The sequence below is a fragment of the Erwinia aeris genome (assembly GCF_041224955.1).
Lineage (GTDB): Bacteria > Pseudomonadota > Gammaproteobacteria > Enterobacterales > Enterobacteriaceae > Erwinia > Erwinia aeris.
The window spans coordinates 511,203-524,067 of the sequence record NZ_JBGFFX010000002.1 but is presented as its reverse complement, the minus strand read 5'-3'; the positions used below and the strand labels follow the sequence as shown (position 1 = coordinate 524,067).

The window sequence follows — 12,865 nt, the reverse complement described above, 5'->3', positions numbered from 1 at the left end:
ATGATAGATCGGCATACCATTGAGATGACGCTACTACAGGTTGCCCGCCAAAACGGCGAGTCGCTGGATAGGCATACGCTCTATTCTATTCGTAATGGAGTTGCTCAAGCTCTGCAGGCGAAAGAGCGCCACCGGCAAAGAATGGAGGCGCCGTCGTTCAAATGGCAAAAGCCAGCTGAAAGGAGAAATATTAAGCGTTAGGGTGCAAGTGCTTATCGAGCGTCTCTTTGAGAAAGATAGCCGTGTTCCCCAAGGAGCCGATATCTGAAATCTGCTGTGCCTGGAAAGTTGTTATCTCACCAGTATTCATACTTAGTGAGACATTGAGGCCATCGAGGACCAGCATATCCATGACATAGCTCTGTGAGGCTAAAGCGCGCGCCAACTTCTCAATTTTGGTTGAATCCACATCGCTAATGGTCACCGTTAAAGATTCAGGCACAGAATCAATGCTTGAAAGGTAGGTATATGAGAGGGCATTTCCCTTAACTGAATAGTGTTCCTGAGGATTGAATGGTGCCGAAGTTAGATCAAGTCTAAACCACTCATTCTGCTTTGATAATTCGTAGAGTCTGCGGTTTTTTTTGGCTTCCGCTTTGTCTAATCTATAAAAACTATAGCCAGCCAGAGCCAAGGCAATAATAAGCGATATCCCCCCTCCGCTTCCTATTCCTCCATGGTGTGAGCAAGCTCCCCGGATACCGATCGACTGTGACTGCCAGCCGTCTGAACACCCACCTCCCAAAAGAGCTTTCATCGCAAAAAACACAGCAAGAAACACAATACCCGGGACTAGCCAAAAGCGTTTTTTCATTTTACATCCATGCAGTGTCAACAAATTGAACGTGTTGAGGTTACTCATTTTTATGAATGACGGCATCGACTTTCGTCTTATGGTCTCCCTGGCGCTTCCAGGCGCTGTAAATATCTTTAGTCCAAGCTTTACCAGCTTTCGTCTGAAAGCCTGCATTGTTAAGCCGCTCTGCGATGATGCGACCATTGTCAAAGCCCTGATTGATTGTCTCAGCAACGATGCGAATCACCCCCTGTTCATCATATGGCAAACCCGGCACACCCTGCTTACCGACGATAAGAGCAGCGGCGGCTACTTCCATCCGTTCCACAAGCGAGATTAAGCGAGCGTCAGGGTTGCTGTCTGGCCGGTTCAGTTTCTGCCGAATAGCATCGATCAGCCATGCTGTTTTATCACCACCAGCAGCAATAACCGCATCGCTGAAATCATCGCATAACTCAGCAGGAACGCGGAAAGTAACAGACAGGGATTTGCTCATAAGCCACCAAGTTCAGGGAATAGATGGCTATTTTATCATTGTAAGACAACGTAAGACATGAAAATGTGTTGGTTCAGGTAGCCCCGTTGTTGGTTCAATTTGGGGTTGTGTTGGTTCACTTTTTTGAAATTAATCCTTTTAAAACAACCGTCTTTACAAATTGAACCAACTGAACCAACTGAACGACACGTTTTTGCTTAATTATATAGAGAGAAAAATCCGCATCCCTCCTACAATAAGGAAGCGTCATTAGCAAAGCTAATAATCCGTACTGACTACTGCGTTATCTTCTAACTTACCCGAACCGCTTCCCCGTCAATCGCGTTTAACTTGCCGCTATCGTCCCGCATAACCAAACATAAACCGGGAAGACCGTAACAGGAACAGTTACACCATACGCCTTTGCCTGCTCCCGACTGTGTGCTGTCCTGCCGCTGCTCATAGCTGGTTATCTTTTTCAGCAGCCCATTATTAACCATCGCCTCCAGCGTTCGCCTAGCTGATTCCAAATGATGTCGTGATTTGAATGAGTCCATGCCACTGAGCAGATATGCGACCCCGGATACATCGAACGGCGGCGCACCAATCTCACCCGTTACCTACTCGCGGTGCTCAAGTTCGAAGAAACTCAGTATCTCTTTTTTACGGCTGGTCATTCTCATGGCTGGTGGCTCCCTTAATGTAGGAGAGATCTATCATACAATAAGGGTTTCGGCTTATCGCGTTATGCAGTGAGTTGAATGCGCCTGTTGTGGATAAAAAATAGCCAAAATGAGTTGTCACAAAAACATTTGGGGGTATATTTGGGGGTATGTGTGATTTTGAAAATGATAAATACTGTTATTTAACATTGGGTTGCTAGTTGTTATTCAATCCTGTAGGGCCATTACTTTTCAATGACTTACTCGCCTTTTCCTGTCTTCATATTTTCACCGTGGGACAGATTTGGGACAGACACCCTGAAAATAGCGTCAATATGGCGTGCGTGCTCGGTCAAATGGTTCGGTGCCAGATGAGCGTAACGCTGTACCATCTCAATGCTTTCCCAGCCGCCCATTTCCTGCCGCGCAGACAACGGCACTCCGGCCTGAATGAGCCAGCTCGCCCAGGTGTGTTGCAAATCGTGAAAGCGGAAATCCTTAATGCCTTCCTGATTAACGCTGCCCGCCATGCAGTGTTTTTGACCGGAGGCACATATTCTTACTGAATTTCAGTCAATAAATCACTCCTCTTAATCATTTTCTCATCTCATACCTTAAATGGGTATCACGGTTGCACATCTACGCGCAAAACAATAAACTGTATAATCTTATTTTCGTTTTCTGTGAAGTTTTCGGAAAAAAAGATATTAATAAAAGTGGATTCGAATACAGGCAATAAGAACTACCTTCAAACTTTTATATGAAACCCTATACTTAACAACAGGTTGTTTTTTATGTTTAAATTTAATTTACTTAGCAATTTTATGATTTGAAACTAGTAAGTTAAGTTTCTCCTTTTTGTCGCATCACTTTCGGGATGGTAATGTTGTGAAAAAAAACATAGAAAAATGGTTTCTGAATGGGTAATCAGAAATGGACTTTATTGGATGAGTACTATTATTAGCTGGAAGCTCAAGGAAGACGAGCAGAATTGGCTGGTATCGATTGAGACGTTTAATGACGAGGTTAAATTAGAGTTTGAGCAGATCCTGAATGACTCCAGGTTCAGGGAGAAGCTTCAGGTACACACTGGAGAAGTTAGAAGTTAGAACTTTGATCATCGACAATGTTCTGAGGAGCATCAATTTGAGACTTGCTCAATGAATCCGATACTATTCAACTGTTAAGGTAGATTATCTAAACTATAATGTATTTTTATGCAAAGTATCCTGTTTTGTTACTTTAAGGATACCTTGCCATCAGAGCCCTGGATATACGTTTTATCGCCTATATTTATAAATGCTTTTCCATCTATGCTTCCTCTAACAACAAACGCTATGCTGTTATACACACAATTATTATGCTCGCCATTCGTATCATCAAAGCAGGTATAGTCATCTATTGAACCATCTCTGGTGCCTTTGGGAAGTTTCTCGTAACCATTGAAATTCATGACGATAACTGTGAAGTTATCAGGAGTATTAATAATTTGAGATTTATTCTGAATTAATTCTCTGTTTTTTAACCACCATTTTATTTTTCCTTCAGTAGTCATTGGTAAGTGCTCTACAAAAACAGCACCATTATCTACTCTGACTATTTTGGTTGGCCTTACAGCAATCCATATGCAATATGCTGATATTAAAAAAACTAAAATTGCTCCAATCCTTTTATATTTAAACATTGTTTTCTCCTGTCAATGTTATGGTTGCTTCAAAATTTGTAAAAAATGGCTTTTGAGCAAAATGCTTTGCCCTCTGTAGGACGAACCATATTCTGAAATCCAGAGTATGAATTTTCAAGTTGTAAAATACAAAGTTCCTTCCAACCGCTTTTAGCAGAAGCTGCTTTCAGCGCCGCTCGTGCTTTAATGTAATATACCTCTATTTCTTCAACTGTTGGTTCAATAAAGGGAATTCCGCAAATATGCTCGATATTGTCTTTGTTGAGATATTGTAATGTTCCTGTGGTATTGTTTATCAATGCTTCAGCCATCGAAATATGTAATCCTTCCTGAAAATAAGTGATGCTTAAAAAGGGTTCTTTGTCGAGCGCAGGGTAAAGATTTATCCAGCGATCCTGTCCTTTAGATAAGTACTCTAATATGTTCTCGTAATCCGTATCAGAGAATTTTTCGGTTTTCTGCTCATTAATGGCCATTAACACCTTTCTGTAAAGCTTATCCTCTGAGCTATTTAATGCGCAAGCGCTGAGCAGCAATATAAGAAGAGCGGTTGTGAATTTTTTCATTGTACAATCAGCTCCTTATCGCCGCTTTCTATTATCTTTTCCCTGTATCCCCGCATCAAAATAATACAGCCATTGGATGCGGTTCCTCTGCCATTACCACCATGAATCAAAAACCCCTCACGCCCGCACATGCTGTTCCCGCTGTGTGGCGTAAGCCTGATAACATATCTTCCTGCCGTAGGGTGAACTGCAATCGGGCCAGTTATATGATAATTGCCGCGCGGCAGCAGCCCTTTATTCTTAACGCACTCATCATCAGGGTTGTCTTTGTAACCCGGCGATCCCGCATACTCAGCGCTAAATTTATAGTCGCCATTGCGGGAGAATTTTTTAGTTATTACATTGTAGATCCAGGCCATAATTCTATATCCTTATATTATTAAATTTATTCCATCTGCTTCGCCAGCATCTCTACAAACCGCGTGACCGGCCACCCCTTAAGATCTGAAACCTGCCCGTCGCCAATTTCCACCAGCCGTGGTTCTCCGAGCGTATTCTCAATCATATCTATCGTAAAAAACGAGCTGTCTATCCGGCTGGCTATCTCTCTTACGCTTGTCGATACATCGCCGTCGGCGGCGTAAACCTGTTTGTTCAGCACAAAATAGCGCTTTTCACTGTGAGGTTTAAAAGATTCAAAACGACGCAGGCAAATACCGCCTTCGATTTCGCCACGAAATTTTTTCAGCAGCTGAACAATCTCGCGGATCTCATTGGCGTTATGCGCAACCGATCCTCGGGACGTGGTTAAAGATTTTACGTAGTCTTTGACAAAACAGACGGGCCACTGTAGCTCAGCCAGCAGGGCATCAAAATCTACATCGGGATGAACAACTCTCGTTTCCGGCGTGAAATCGCGGCAAAGATTATACCAGCCCGGCAAATGATGGCAGCGAAGATAGTCTTCTGGCGACGTCATCATCGCGGCCCCACGCACGGTTACGGCATGATGCAGCTGCCGATATTCCAGTGCCGACATCATCCAGCCGCGCCAAATCACGTGGTCGGACAGAAAAGGCGAGGAAAAACGATAATCGCCCATAGCCGCCGCATCTGACGACAGGAGCAGGCAATGCAGACCTTTTTCACGCGCGCAATAATACTCTTGCGCAAAGGCTTCATCAGGACGTTTTGGTTGAAATAACTCGCTGGGATAGATAATTTGCATCGAATTCTCCTTTTCTTTGCACAAGCAGTCCTTTAGCCCATACCCAGCCCGATAACGATATTGACAAAAGCGGCGATCGGCATCACAAAAGCGGGAAAAAAGTAATTTTTCTCTTTTTTCCTCCGGCCTGAATAAACTAATACCAGCCCAACAGCCAGAAAGGGAAACCGAGTATTAAATAAGGCACGGAAGCTCCTGAGATGAGTATGCTGGCAGCTATTTATCAGGCCGCTCAAGGTAGCAATATTTATAACGCTGTTTTGACGATAAGCAAAGCGGCATCGGCCAGTGGCAAAAGCACTTAACGCTGTAGCGGCATTTTTTACCCTGTCAAAATGAACCGTACTCAGAAATATTGGGTAAGCAGGGCGTGTGCTAAGTGGCAGGCGGGAAAGAAAATGGCTGAGGCAAATTGTTTATCGGCGGCAGGGGAAACATAGCCACCATCAGCAATCTGCCGATTAATGAGCAGCATTCATAGCTTTAACTCCATATGGCCTATAAATGTCCTGAACCTTAGCTGCTATGCTTCCTCACGCTATGGCTATATAAGCCCTGAGCAAGCTAAAACCGACATGTAGCTTTATTTAATTACAACATACTAAAGACGATAGCGGTAGAAGAGAAAAGACAATGCAGCGAGAGCAGATCATCATTTATGAGCTGGCGGCCTGGATAGACGCCAACATCCATCGGCCGTTAAAAATCGACGACGTGGCGGAAAAGGCAGGCTATTCAAAATGGCATTTGCAGAGGATGTTTCAGCGCGTGATGGGCAAAAATCTGGGCAACTACATTCTCGACACCAAACTGGCGCTGGCGGCAGGGGACTTAATTAAAACCACCGAAACGGTGATGACTATCTCACAAAAATACGGCTATGAATCTCAGCAGACCTTTACCCGTATTTTTGCTAAAAAATACCATAAGCCGCCAGCCGCCTTCAGAAAATACAATGCGTTAAAAAACGGCCCGGACTACTGTCGAACTAACCGTTAGTTAAAGACGTTATCAAGCCAGTACCTTATACATAATCGTCACGACACAGAATCACTCGGCCAGCCGCCGTCATTCATTCAGTCATTGTCAGCAGTTATTGTCAGTCGTTCAGTCAGTCAACCCGTGAGCCGGTAAGGCCCGGCGTTGATTCCCTGCGCTGCGGCTGTCTGGCTTTAACGCTTAGTAATTAATTCGGCTCACCCTTTCTCTGTTGCCCTGTACTTTTCTTCACCGGTGCCGATAACACTCACAGAGTGATAAGCCGCGTGCCGTTGTGCGCCGCTTACCAGCGTACAAACAGTCAGGCAACCCAGAGGTAGTAATGGATAATTTCCAGAAAGAGATTGATGAGAGAGCGAATCTCGCCTTATCCAACAAGTTTGAGCTTCTGTTATTCCGTTTAGGCTCAGATCAGAACGATGCGAAATCCGAACTTTTCGGTATTAACGTGTTTAAGCTGCGCGAAATCGTCCCTATGCCGACTATTACCAAAGCGGCGGGTATGAAATCACCTCTGCTGGGCATGGCGAACATTCGCGGCCAGTTTATCCCGGTTATCGATCTGCCGGCCGTTGCAGGCTGCACGCCGGAAACAGGCTTAAACCTGCTGCTGGTTACCGAATATGCCCGCAGCACGCAGGCTTTCGCCGTGGAATCCGTGGACGATATCGTGCGCCTGAACTGGAGCCAGATCCATACGGCGGAGTCCGGTATCAGCAGCCGCAATATCACCAGCATTGCCTGCCTGGATGACAAAACTAACAGCATGGCGATGGTGCTGGACGTAGAGCAGATCCTGCATGACGTTATTCCTTCCGTGCGGGACGTAAAAGCAGAAGACGTTAAGGTGAAAGAGTTTAATATCAGGCCCGGATCGGTCGCTATCGTAGCGGAAGACTCTAAGGTCGCGCGCCAGATGCTGGAGCAGGGTCTGAAGGTGATGGGCATCCCTGCCGTTATGCACACCACGGGCCTCGAAGCCTGGGAAAAAATCAAGCTAATGGCGCAGCAGGCGATGACGGAAGGCGTTTCCATTCACGACAAAATCGCGATGGTATTAACCGACCTTGAAATGCCGGAAATGGACGGTTTTACCTTAACGCGCAATATCAAGAGCGATCTGGGCCTGAAAAATATCCCGGTAGTGATCCACTCTTCGCTTTCGGGCAGCGCTAACGAAGACCACGTGCGTAAAGTCGGCGCCAACGGCTACGTGGCTAAATTTGAGATCAACGAGCTTTCCGCCGTGATCCACAAAGTGCTGGAAGAAGCCGGTAACTGATTTGTTATTATCGGCGGTTAACAGGCCGCCTGATAACAATGACGTGCTGATAAGGCGAAATAAAAAAATACTGCTTCTTTAAAGTTTATATTAATGTCAGTAAATGCCGGACGATGCGCCAGAACATTATCTGTAGGTAAAGAAGAGGAAGTCATTTATTATTCAGCCGCTGTCAGACCATAAGGAGATCAGGATGACAATGCTGGAACAAATAAAAGTTCTTTATCTTAATGACGAACAGGGCGAATTTCTCAAATACGCTATTCTGGCCGATCAAACCGGACGCGCCGCGCTGGTTCTGGTGCATATCTCATTGCAGCACCAAATCGGGCAGCTGTCCTGGGCCGTCTGGACGAAAGTAGACGAGCTGAGCGTGCCGCTGGCGGAGGAAACGCCCGAAGCGGCGTTAAGGCTGGCGGTTGCGGCCTGCGTCGACCATCGCGCCAGCTGGCAAAAGTAGCGCTTAAGCTGCCTGCGGGCAGCTTTTCTACGCGGTTGCCTCGCCACATTGCTGCTGTTACTCTGACGCCCCCTGTGCCCGCAATTCCCGGTAAAAAAATGATCTGGCTGATGCTTCTGACTTTGGTGGTGGTTTTTATTATTGGCTTTCGCGTGCTGAATTCACGATCCCGCCGCGCGACCAGCGCGCTGACGAAGCGGCTGAATATCGATCCGGTCTACGTTGAATCATTGCTCAGCCTGATGGGGCGAACGGCCGGAGAAGAGTTTGTCGCCTATCTTTCTCGCGATAACGAGGCGCATTTAAGCAATGCGGCAAGCGTGCTGCTAATCTGGCAGCTTTGCCTGGTGGATGAATCGGAAGAAAATATCGCTTTCTGGCGTGGCGTACTGCGCGAAGCCTGGCTGCCGACCGAGCTTTCCAGTGAACACGTTCGGCTGGCGCTGAAATTTTTACGCGAGCTGGAGCCGGACGCGCAGGAAATGCACGCATTTCGCCTGCGCTATAACGCCCGGTTCGCACCCGATAGCAATACTGTGGAGAACGGAAGCAATAACGTGGTATCGATTCATTCTCATTCTCATCACCACTGAATAATTTTTTCCGTCTGTTCAGTGTGGGCATTATCACTTATCTGAATTATTTTTAAGCGGTTATAAGGAAATAGTGCCTTAATCGGGCAGGAAAGTAATGGCGAAGCGCTTTTTTTGTACACAACACTCGGGTATCAATTCTATTGCAGTTTTATAACAAAGTTATAAAGCTTAACTAAAAATAATTAGAGTTTAACTTTTACATTTAGAAATAATTTTATCCATAACATTACTTTTTTTCTGGTCGATAACAAAATCTATTAACTCAAATTACATTTTATTATCATGTGAGAGTCGTAATGTTATGTTGCTACAAAAAGAAACTACCCGGCGCAAGTTTTTACTGGGGTCGCTGTTAGCATTACCGCTCGGCGAGCTGGTCTTTAAAGGATTAACGGCGGCGCAGGCTGCTGAAATGGCCGCACCCGAGCTGCTCGATTATAAACCCATCTTTTTTTCTGCCGACGAATGGCAATTCGTGATGGCCGCCTGCGATCGCCTGATCCCGGCCGGTGGCAAAGGCAAGGCGCCAGGCGCGCTGGAAACCAACGTGCCGATTTTTATCGATCAGCAAATGCATGGCGATATGGGCAGCGAAATCTATATGCAGGGGCCGTTCAACCCTCATGCGCCGGCCACCATGGGGTATCAAATCCCGTTCCGTCCGCAGCAAATCCTGCAAACCGGTATTCGGCTGGTCAACAGCTGGTGCCAGCAGCAGCATCAGAAGGCGTTCCACGAGCTGGAAATAGCCGATCGTGAAGCCGTACTGACTCAGGTGCAGAAAAACCAGATCGTCTTTGCCGACCTGGGCGAAAGCGCCCTGCAGGGATCGCAATTCTTCAGCGAATTACTCTCCAATACCAAGCATGGCTACCTCTCCGATCCGATGTATGGCGGCAATAAAGGGATGAAAGCCTGGATTGCCATCGGCTTCCCCGGCGCGCGCGCCAGCTATATGGAATGGGTGAAGCAGCACAACGTGCCGTATCCGCTGGGCCCGATAAGCATTAAAGGCGAGCGAGCCTGAGTTTTTCTCTGATTACAGACTGGCAGGATTAAAAATGGCAACAATCAATAAAGAAGAAGTCGACGTTGTAGTCGTCGGCCTGGGCTGGGCTGGCTCGCTGATGAGCATCGAGCTGGCGATGGCCGGATTAAAAGTGCGCGCGCTGGAACGCGGCGGCGATCGGGGATATGAAGAGTTCGCCTATCCTAAACCGGCCGATGAATACGCCTACGCCGTGCGTAATAAAGTGATGGCGACCCCGGCGGAAGCGGCGGTGACCGTGCGTTACAACATGAGCCAGACGGCGCTGCCGACGCGTAAATGGGGCGCTTTTGCGCCAGGTACGGGCGTGGGCGGTTCCGGCCTGCACTGGACGGCGGTGCTGATCCGTCCAACGCCAACCGATCTGAAGCTGAAAACCTATGCGGATCAGGCCTACAAGCCAGGCATCCTGCAGGAAGATATGCGCATCATGGATTTCCCGTTCACCTGGGATGAAATCGAGCCGTATTACACCAAATTTGAAAATATCTGCGGCCAGTCCGGCAATACCGGCAACCTGCGCGGGCAGATCCTGGAAGGCGGCGACCCGTTTGAAGGGCCGCGCTCAGAGCCTTACCCGCTGCCGCCTCTGGAAGATACGCTTAATACCAGCATGTTTGCGAAAGCGGCGAAAAAGCTCGGCTATCACCCGTTCCCTAACCCGTCCGCCTGCGTTTCCCGTGCCTGGACCAACCCTTACGGCAACCAGATCGCGCCCTGTAATTACTGCGGTTACTGCAGTAAATATCCGTGCCTGAACTACTCCAAAGCCTCGCCGCAGACCGCCGTTATGGATGCGCTTAAGCGCATGGATAACTTCTCTTATGAAGTGCACGCCAACGTGATGAAAGTGGTGCTGCATGACGATAAGAAAACGGCTAAGGGCGTGATTTATATCGATGCGCAGGGCAACGAGTGCTTCCAGCCCGCGAAAATCGTGGTATTGAGCAGCTTCCAGTTCTGTAACGTCCGCCTGATGCTGCTGTCCGGCATCGGTCAACCTTACAACCCTATCACCGAAGAGGGCGTGATTGGTCGTAACTACGCTTTCCTGAGCAACGGCGGCGCCACGCTGTTCTTCAAAGACAAAAACTTTAATCCGTTCGCTACGGCTGGCGCTACCGGCCAGATGATTAACGATATTTCGCCAGGCAACTTTGACGGCCCGTCGCTGGGCTTTATCGGCGGCGCGAAAATTCACAGTTCGCAGGCTACCGGCACGCCAATCAGCACCGCGCTGCCAAAAGGCACGCCGTCGTGGGGAACCGGCTGGAAAGAGGGGCTGGAAGAGTGGTACGGCCATTCGATGAAAATCAGCATTACCACCACCTGCCAGTCCTATCGCGATATCTATCTCGATCTGGATCCGAACTACAAGGATGAATACGGCTATCCGCTGCTGCGTATGACCTTCGACTGGAAACAGAATGAGCTGAAGCTGCAGCAGTATCTGAAAGGCGTGGTCAACAACATCACCAAAGAGCTGAACCCGGACAGCTACAGCGAAAGCTTCCTGCCGATGGACGCGCATTTTGACCTGACCAAATACGTCTCGACCCATAACGTGGGCGGTGCAGTAATGGGCGATAACCCTAAAACCTCGGCGCTGAACAAGTATCTGCAAAGCTGGGATGTGCATAACGTCTTTGTGCCGGGCGGCAACGCTTTCCCGCAAAACTTCCAGGCGAACCCGACCGATACCATCGGCGCGCTGACGCTGATGGCGGCGCAGGCAATCAAAGATATCTATCTGAAAAATCCCGGTCCAATGGTACAGGCGTAAGCGACGATGAAGATTAAACATTTTTTACTCGCCAATGCCGTGCTGCTCAGTGCAGGTTCGGCGCTGGCGGCTCCGGCAGACAACGGCGAACTGATTAAACAGGGCGAGTATCTTTCACGCCTGGGCGACTGCAGCGCCTGCCACTCGCTGCCCGGCAAACCGGCTTTTTCCGGCGGCCTGGCGATCGAGTCAAACCTGGGCACCATTTATTCGACCAATATCACGCCGGATAAAGAGCATGGCATCGGTAATTACAGCGAACAGCAGTTTTCCGACGCGGTACGTAAAGGCGTGCTGCCTGACGGCAAGCGGCTGTATCCGGCTATGCCTTATCCTGATTACGCTAAAATCAGCGACGAGGATATGCACGCGCTTTACGTCTATTTTATGCAGGGCGTGAAGCCGAGCGCGGAACAGCCGCCGGAAACCGATCTGAGCTTTCCGTTCAGCCAGCGTTGGGGCATGCGCTTCTGGAACTGGGCCTTTGCTTCCGATAAGCCTTTCCGGCCGATTGGCGGCGCTTCGGCCGAGGTTAATCGTGGCGCCTATATCGTCGAAAGCCTGGGCCACTGCGGCAGCTGCCACACGCCTCGCGGACTGGGCATGAACGAAAAGGCGCTCGACAGCGGCGACAAGGATTTCCTTGCCGGCGGCAGCCTGAACGACTGGGAAGTGCCTTCGCTGCGCGGCTTACCGCGCTGGACGGAGCAGGAAACCATCGATTACCTGGCGACGGGCCGCAACGATAAGGCTGCGGTAGGCGGCGAGATGACCTCGGTGGTGGAGCACAGCACCTCTTATATGAGCGAGGCAGATCTGAAAGCGATCACGGCCTATCTGAAGTTCCTGGGCGGCAATCCTTCACTGCCTGCCGGTGACGACAAAGCGGCCAGCGCGACGGAGGCTAAGCTGACGGCGGCCAAAAACCTGACCACCGGCGAGCGTCTCTATCTGGATAACTGCGGCGCCTGCCATTTTGTGACGGGCAAGGGCGCGCCTGGCGTCTTCCCGCAGCTGGATCAGGCCACTATCGTTAACGCAGGCGATCCGACGGGGCTTATCCATACCATTCTGGCCGGCGCACAGCAGCCTTCTACGGCGAAAGCGCCTTCCACGCTGGCGATGCCGGGCTTTGCTGCCCGCCTGAACGACGAGGAGGTTGCGCAGCTGGCTACCTTTATCCGTCAGGGCTGGAGCAATAAAGCCGCTGCAGTGAAAGCCGACGACGTGAAAAAAGTGCGCGAAACGCTGAAGCACTAGCGGTAACAGGAGAGGCGCAACGCCTCTCCTTTTCTATGCCTGAACCGCCTTTCCCGTTATATCAGAAAAAAATCCAACGTTATGCG

Annotated in this window: 15 protein-coding genes and 3 pseudogenes; 9 read left to right on the top strand and 9 right to left on the bottom strand. The window is 48.9% G+C overall.

Going from position 1 to position 12,865, the window contains the following annotated elements:
- Positions 1-201: hypothetical protein (locus AB6T85_RS06200; RefSeq protein WP_369895035.1), on the top strand; the 201-nt coding region annotated here is incomplete at its 5' end.
- On the opposite strand, the gene AB6T85_RS06195 is transcribed toward AB6T85_RS06200, so the two are convergent.
- The 4 genes and pseudogenes from AB6T85_RS06195 to AB6T85_RS06180 all read right to left on the bottom strand — a co-directional run.
- Positions 191-814 (bottom strand): hypothetical protein, encoded by a 624-nt coding sequence (locus AB6T85_RS06195; protein WP_369895033.1) that lies wholly within the window; start codon positions 812-814, stop codon positions 191-193. The two genes, AB6T85_RS06200 and AB6T85_RS06195, sit on opposite strands and share 11 nt — an antisense overlap.
- A 40-nt stretch (positions 815-854) precedes the next feature.
- Positions 855-1,292 (bottom strand): hypothetical protein, encoded by a 438-nt coding sequence (locus tag AB6T85_RS06190; protein WP_369895032.1) that lies wholly within the window; start codon positions 1,290-1,292, stop codon positions 855-857.
- A 290-nt stretch (positions 1,293-1,582) separates the two neighbouring features.
- Positions 1,583-1,954 (bottom strand): annotated as a pseudogene (locus tag AB6T85_RS06185) (hypothetical protein).
- Positions 1,955-2,193: 239 nt separating this feature from the next.
- Positions 2,194-2,439 (bottom strand): annotated as a pseudogene (locus tag AB6T85_RS06180) (tyrosine-type recombinase/integrase); the annotation flags it as partial.
- Between the two features lie 402 nt (positions 2,440-2,841).
- Between AB6T85_RS06180 and hxsD the strand changes: the two are divergent.
- Positions 2,842-3,042: a His-Xaa-Ser system protein HxsD gene (hxsD, locus tag AB6T85_RS06175; RefSeq protein WP_369895031.1), complete on the top strand. Its 201-nt coding sequence runs from the start codon at positions 2,842-2,844 to the stop codon at positions 3,040-3,042.
- Positions 3,043-3,170: 128 nt separating this feature from the next.
- Here the strand turns inward: hxsD and AB6T85_RS06170 are convergent, their stop codons facing one another.
- The 5 genes and pseudogenes from AB6T85_RS06170 to AB6T85_RS06150 all read right to left on the bottom strand — a co-directional run bounded on the left by AB6T85_RS06170 (position 3,171) and on the right by AB6T85_RS06150 (position 5,826).
- A complete protein-coding gene (locus tag AB6T85_RS06170) occupies positions 3,171-3,617 on the bottom strand; it encodes a DUF943 family protein (RefSeq protein ID WP_369895030.1) in 447 nt (148 codons plus the stop codon).
- A pseudogene (locus AB6T85_RS06165) lies at positions 3,610-3,714 on the bottom strand (DUF3289 family protein); the annotation flags it as partial. The pseudogene AB6T85_RS06165 and the gene AB6T85_RS06170, both read right to left, overlap by 8 nt.
- Before the next feature lie 465 nt (positions 3,715-4,179).
- Positions 4,180-4,542 carry a tlde1 domain-containing protein gene (locus AB6T85_RS06160; RefSeq protein WP_301729867.1) on the bottom strand — a complete coding sequence of 121 codons (363 nt, stop codon included), beginning with the start codon at positions 4,540-4,542 and terminating at the stop codon, positions 4,180-4,182.
- A gap of 26 nt (positions 4,543-4,568) precedes the next feature.
- Entirely contained in the window at positions 4,569-5,351 is a 783-nt protein-coding gene (locus AB6T85_RS06155) for an ATP-grasp domain-containing protein (RefSeq protein ID WP_301252396.1), read from the bottom strand.
- A gap of 346 nt (positions 5,352-5,697) precedes the next feature.
- Positions 5,698-5,826, bottom strand: coding sequence for a hypothetical protein (locus AB6T85_RS06150; protein ID WP_301252397.1), 129 nt, complete (start codon positions 5,824-5,826; stop codon positions 5,698-5,700).
- Positions 5,827-5,984: 158 nt separating this feature from the next.
- On the opposite strand from AB6T85_RS06150, the gene AB6T85_RS06145 reads away from it, so the two are divergent.
- The 7 genes from AB6T85_RS06145 to AB6T85_RS06115 all read left to right on the top strand — a co-directional run bounded on the left by AB6T85_RS06145 (position 5,985) and on the right by AB6T85_RS06115 (position 12,779).
- Complete coding sequence (locus AB6T85_RS06145; RefSeq protein ID WP_369895028.1) at positions 5,985-6,350, top strand: helix-turn-helix domain-containing protein; 366 nt, start codon at positions 5,985-5,987, stop codon at positions 6,348-6,350.
- A 322-nt stretch (positions 6,351-6,672) separates the two neighbouring features.
- On the top strand, positions 6,673-7,632 hold the full coding sequence (locus AB6T85_RS06140; protein ID WP_301252398.1) for a chemotaxis protein: 960 nt from the start codon (positions 6,673-6,675) through the stop codon (positions 7,630-7,632).
- A 193-nt stretch (positions 7,633-7,825) separates the two neighbouring features.
- On the top strand, positions 7,826-8,092 hold the full coding sequence (locus AB6T85_RS06135; protein WP_253454980.1) for a hypothetical protein: 267 nt from the start codon (positions 7,826-7,828) through the stop codon (positions 8,090-8,092).
- 98 nt (positions 8,093-8,190) lie between these two features.
- The gene (locus AB6T85_RS06130) at positions 8,191-8,685 is read left to right on the top strand and encodes a DUF1198 family protein (RefSeq protein ID WP_253454979.1); all 495 of its coding nucleotides are present in this window, start codon (positions 8,191-8,193) and stop codon (positions 8,683-8,685) included.
- Between the two features lie 304 nt (positions 8,686-8,989).
- Complete coding sequence (locus tag AB6T85_RS06125) at positions 8,990-9,715, top strand: gluconate 2-dehydrogenase subunit 3 family protein (RefSeq protein WP_253454978.1); 726 nt, start codon at positions 8,990-8,992, stop codon at positions 9,713-9,715.
- Between the two features lie 34 nt (positions 9,716-9,749).
- The gene (locus tag AB6T85_RS06120) at positions 9,750-11,519 is read left to right on the top strand and encodes a GMC family oxidoreductase (protein WP_369895025.1); all 1,770 of its coding nucleotides are present in this window, start codon (positions 9,750-9,752) and stop codon (positions 11,517-11,519) included.
- A gap of 6 nt (positions 11,520-11,525) precedes the next feature.
- Positions 11,526-12,779 (top strand): c-type cytochrome, encoded by a 1,254-nt coding sequence (locus tag AB6T85_RS06115; protein WP_253454977.1) that lies wholly within the window; start codon positions 11,526-11,528, stop codon positions 12,777-12,779.
- Positions 12,780-12,865 lie beyond the last annotated feature (86 nt).

Excerpts from the sequence above, each read along its gene's own strand:
- AB6T85_RS06195 (WP_369895033.1), bottom strand. The coding sequence starts at position 814 with ATGAAAAAACGCTTTTGGCTAGTCCCGGGTATTGTGTTTCTTGCTGTG.
- AB6T85_RS06190 (WP_369895032.1), bottom strand. The coding sequence starts at position 1,292 with ATGAGCAAATCCCTGTCTGTTACTTTCCGCGTTCCTGCTGAGTTATGC.
- hxsD (WP_369895031.1), top strand. The coding sequence starts at position 2,842 with ATGGTTTCTGAATGGGTAATCAGAAATGGACTTTATTGGATGAGTACT.
- AB6T85_RS06170 (WP_369895030.1), bottom strand. The coding sequence starts at position 3,617 with ATGTTTAAATATAAAAGGATTGGAGCAATTTTAGTTTTTTTAATATCA.
- AB6T85_RS06160 (WP_301729867.1), bottom strand. The coding sequence starts at position 4,542 with ATGGCCTGGATCTACAATGTAATAACTAAAAAATTCTCCCGCAATGGC.
- AB6T85_RS06155 (WP_301252396.1), bottom strand. The coding sequence starts at position 5,351 with ATGCAAATTATCTATCCCAGCGAGTTATTTCAACCAAAACGTCCTGAT.
- AB6T85_RS06150 (WP_301252397.1), bottom strand. The coding sequence starts at position 5,826 with ATGCTGCTCATTAATCGGCAGATTGCTGATGGTGGCTATGTTTCCCCT.
- AB6T85_RS06145 (WP_369895028.1), top strand. The coding sequence starts at position 5,985 with ATGCAGCGAGAGCAGATCATCATTTATGAGCTGGCGGCCTGGATAGAC.
- AB6T85_RS06140 (WP_301252398.1), top strand. The coding sequence starts at position 6,673 with ATGGATAATTTCCAGAAAGAGATTGATGAGAGAGCGAATCTCGCCTTA.
- AB6T85_RS06135 (WP_253454980.1), top strand. The coding sequence starts at position 7,826 with ATGACAATGCTGGAACAAATAAAAGTTCTTTATCTTAATGACGAACAG.
- AB6T85_RS06130 (WP_253454979.1), top strand. The coding sequence starts at position 8,191 with ATGATCTGGCTGATGCTTCTGACTTTGGTGGTGGTTTTTATTATTGGC.
- AB6T85_RS06125 (WP_253454978.1), top strand. The coding sequence starts at position 8,990 with ATGTTGCTACAAAAAGAAACTACCCGGCGCAAGTTTTTACTGGGGTCG.
- AB6T85_RS06120 (WP_369895025.1), top strand. The coding sequence starts at position 9,750 with ATGGCAACAATCAATAAAGAAGAAGTCGACGTTGTAGTCGTCGGCCTG.
- AB6T85_RS06115 (WP_253454977.1), top strand. The coding sequence starts at position 11,526 with ATGAAGATTAAACATTTTTTACTCGCCAATGCCGTGCTGCTCAGTGCA.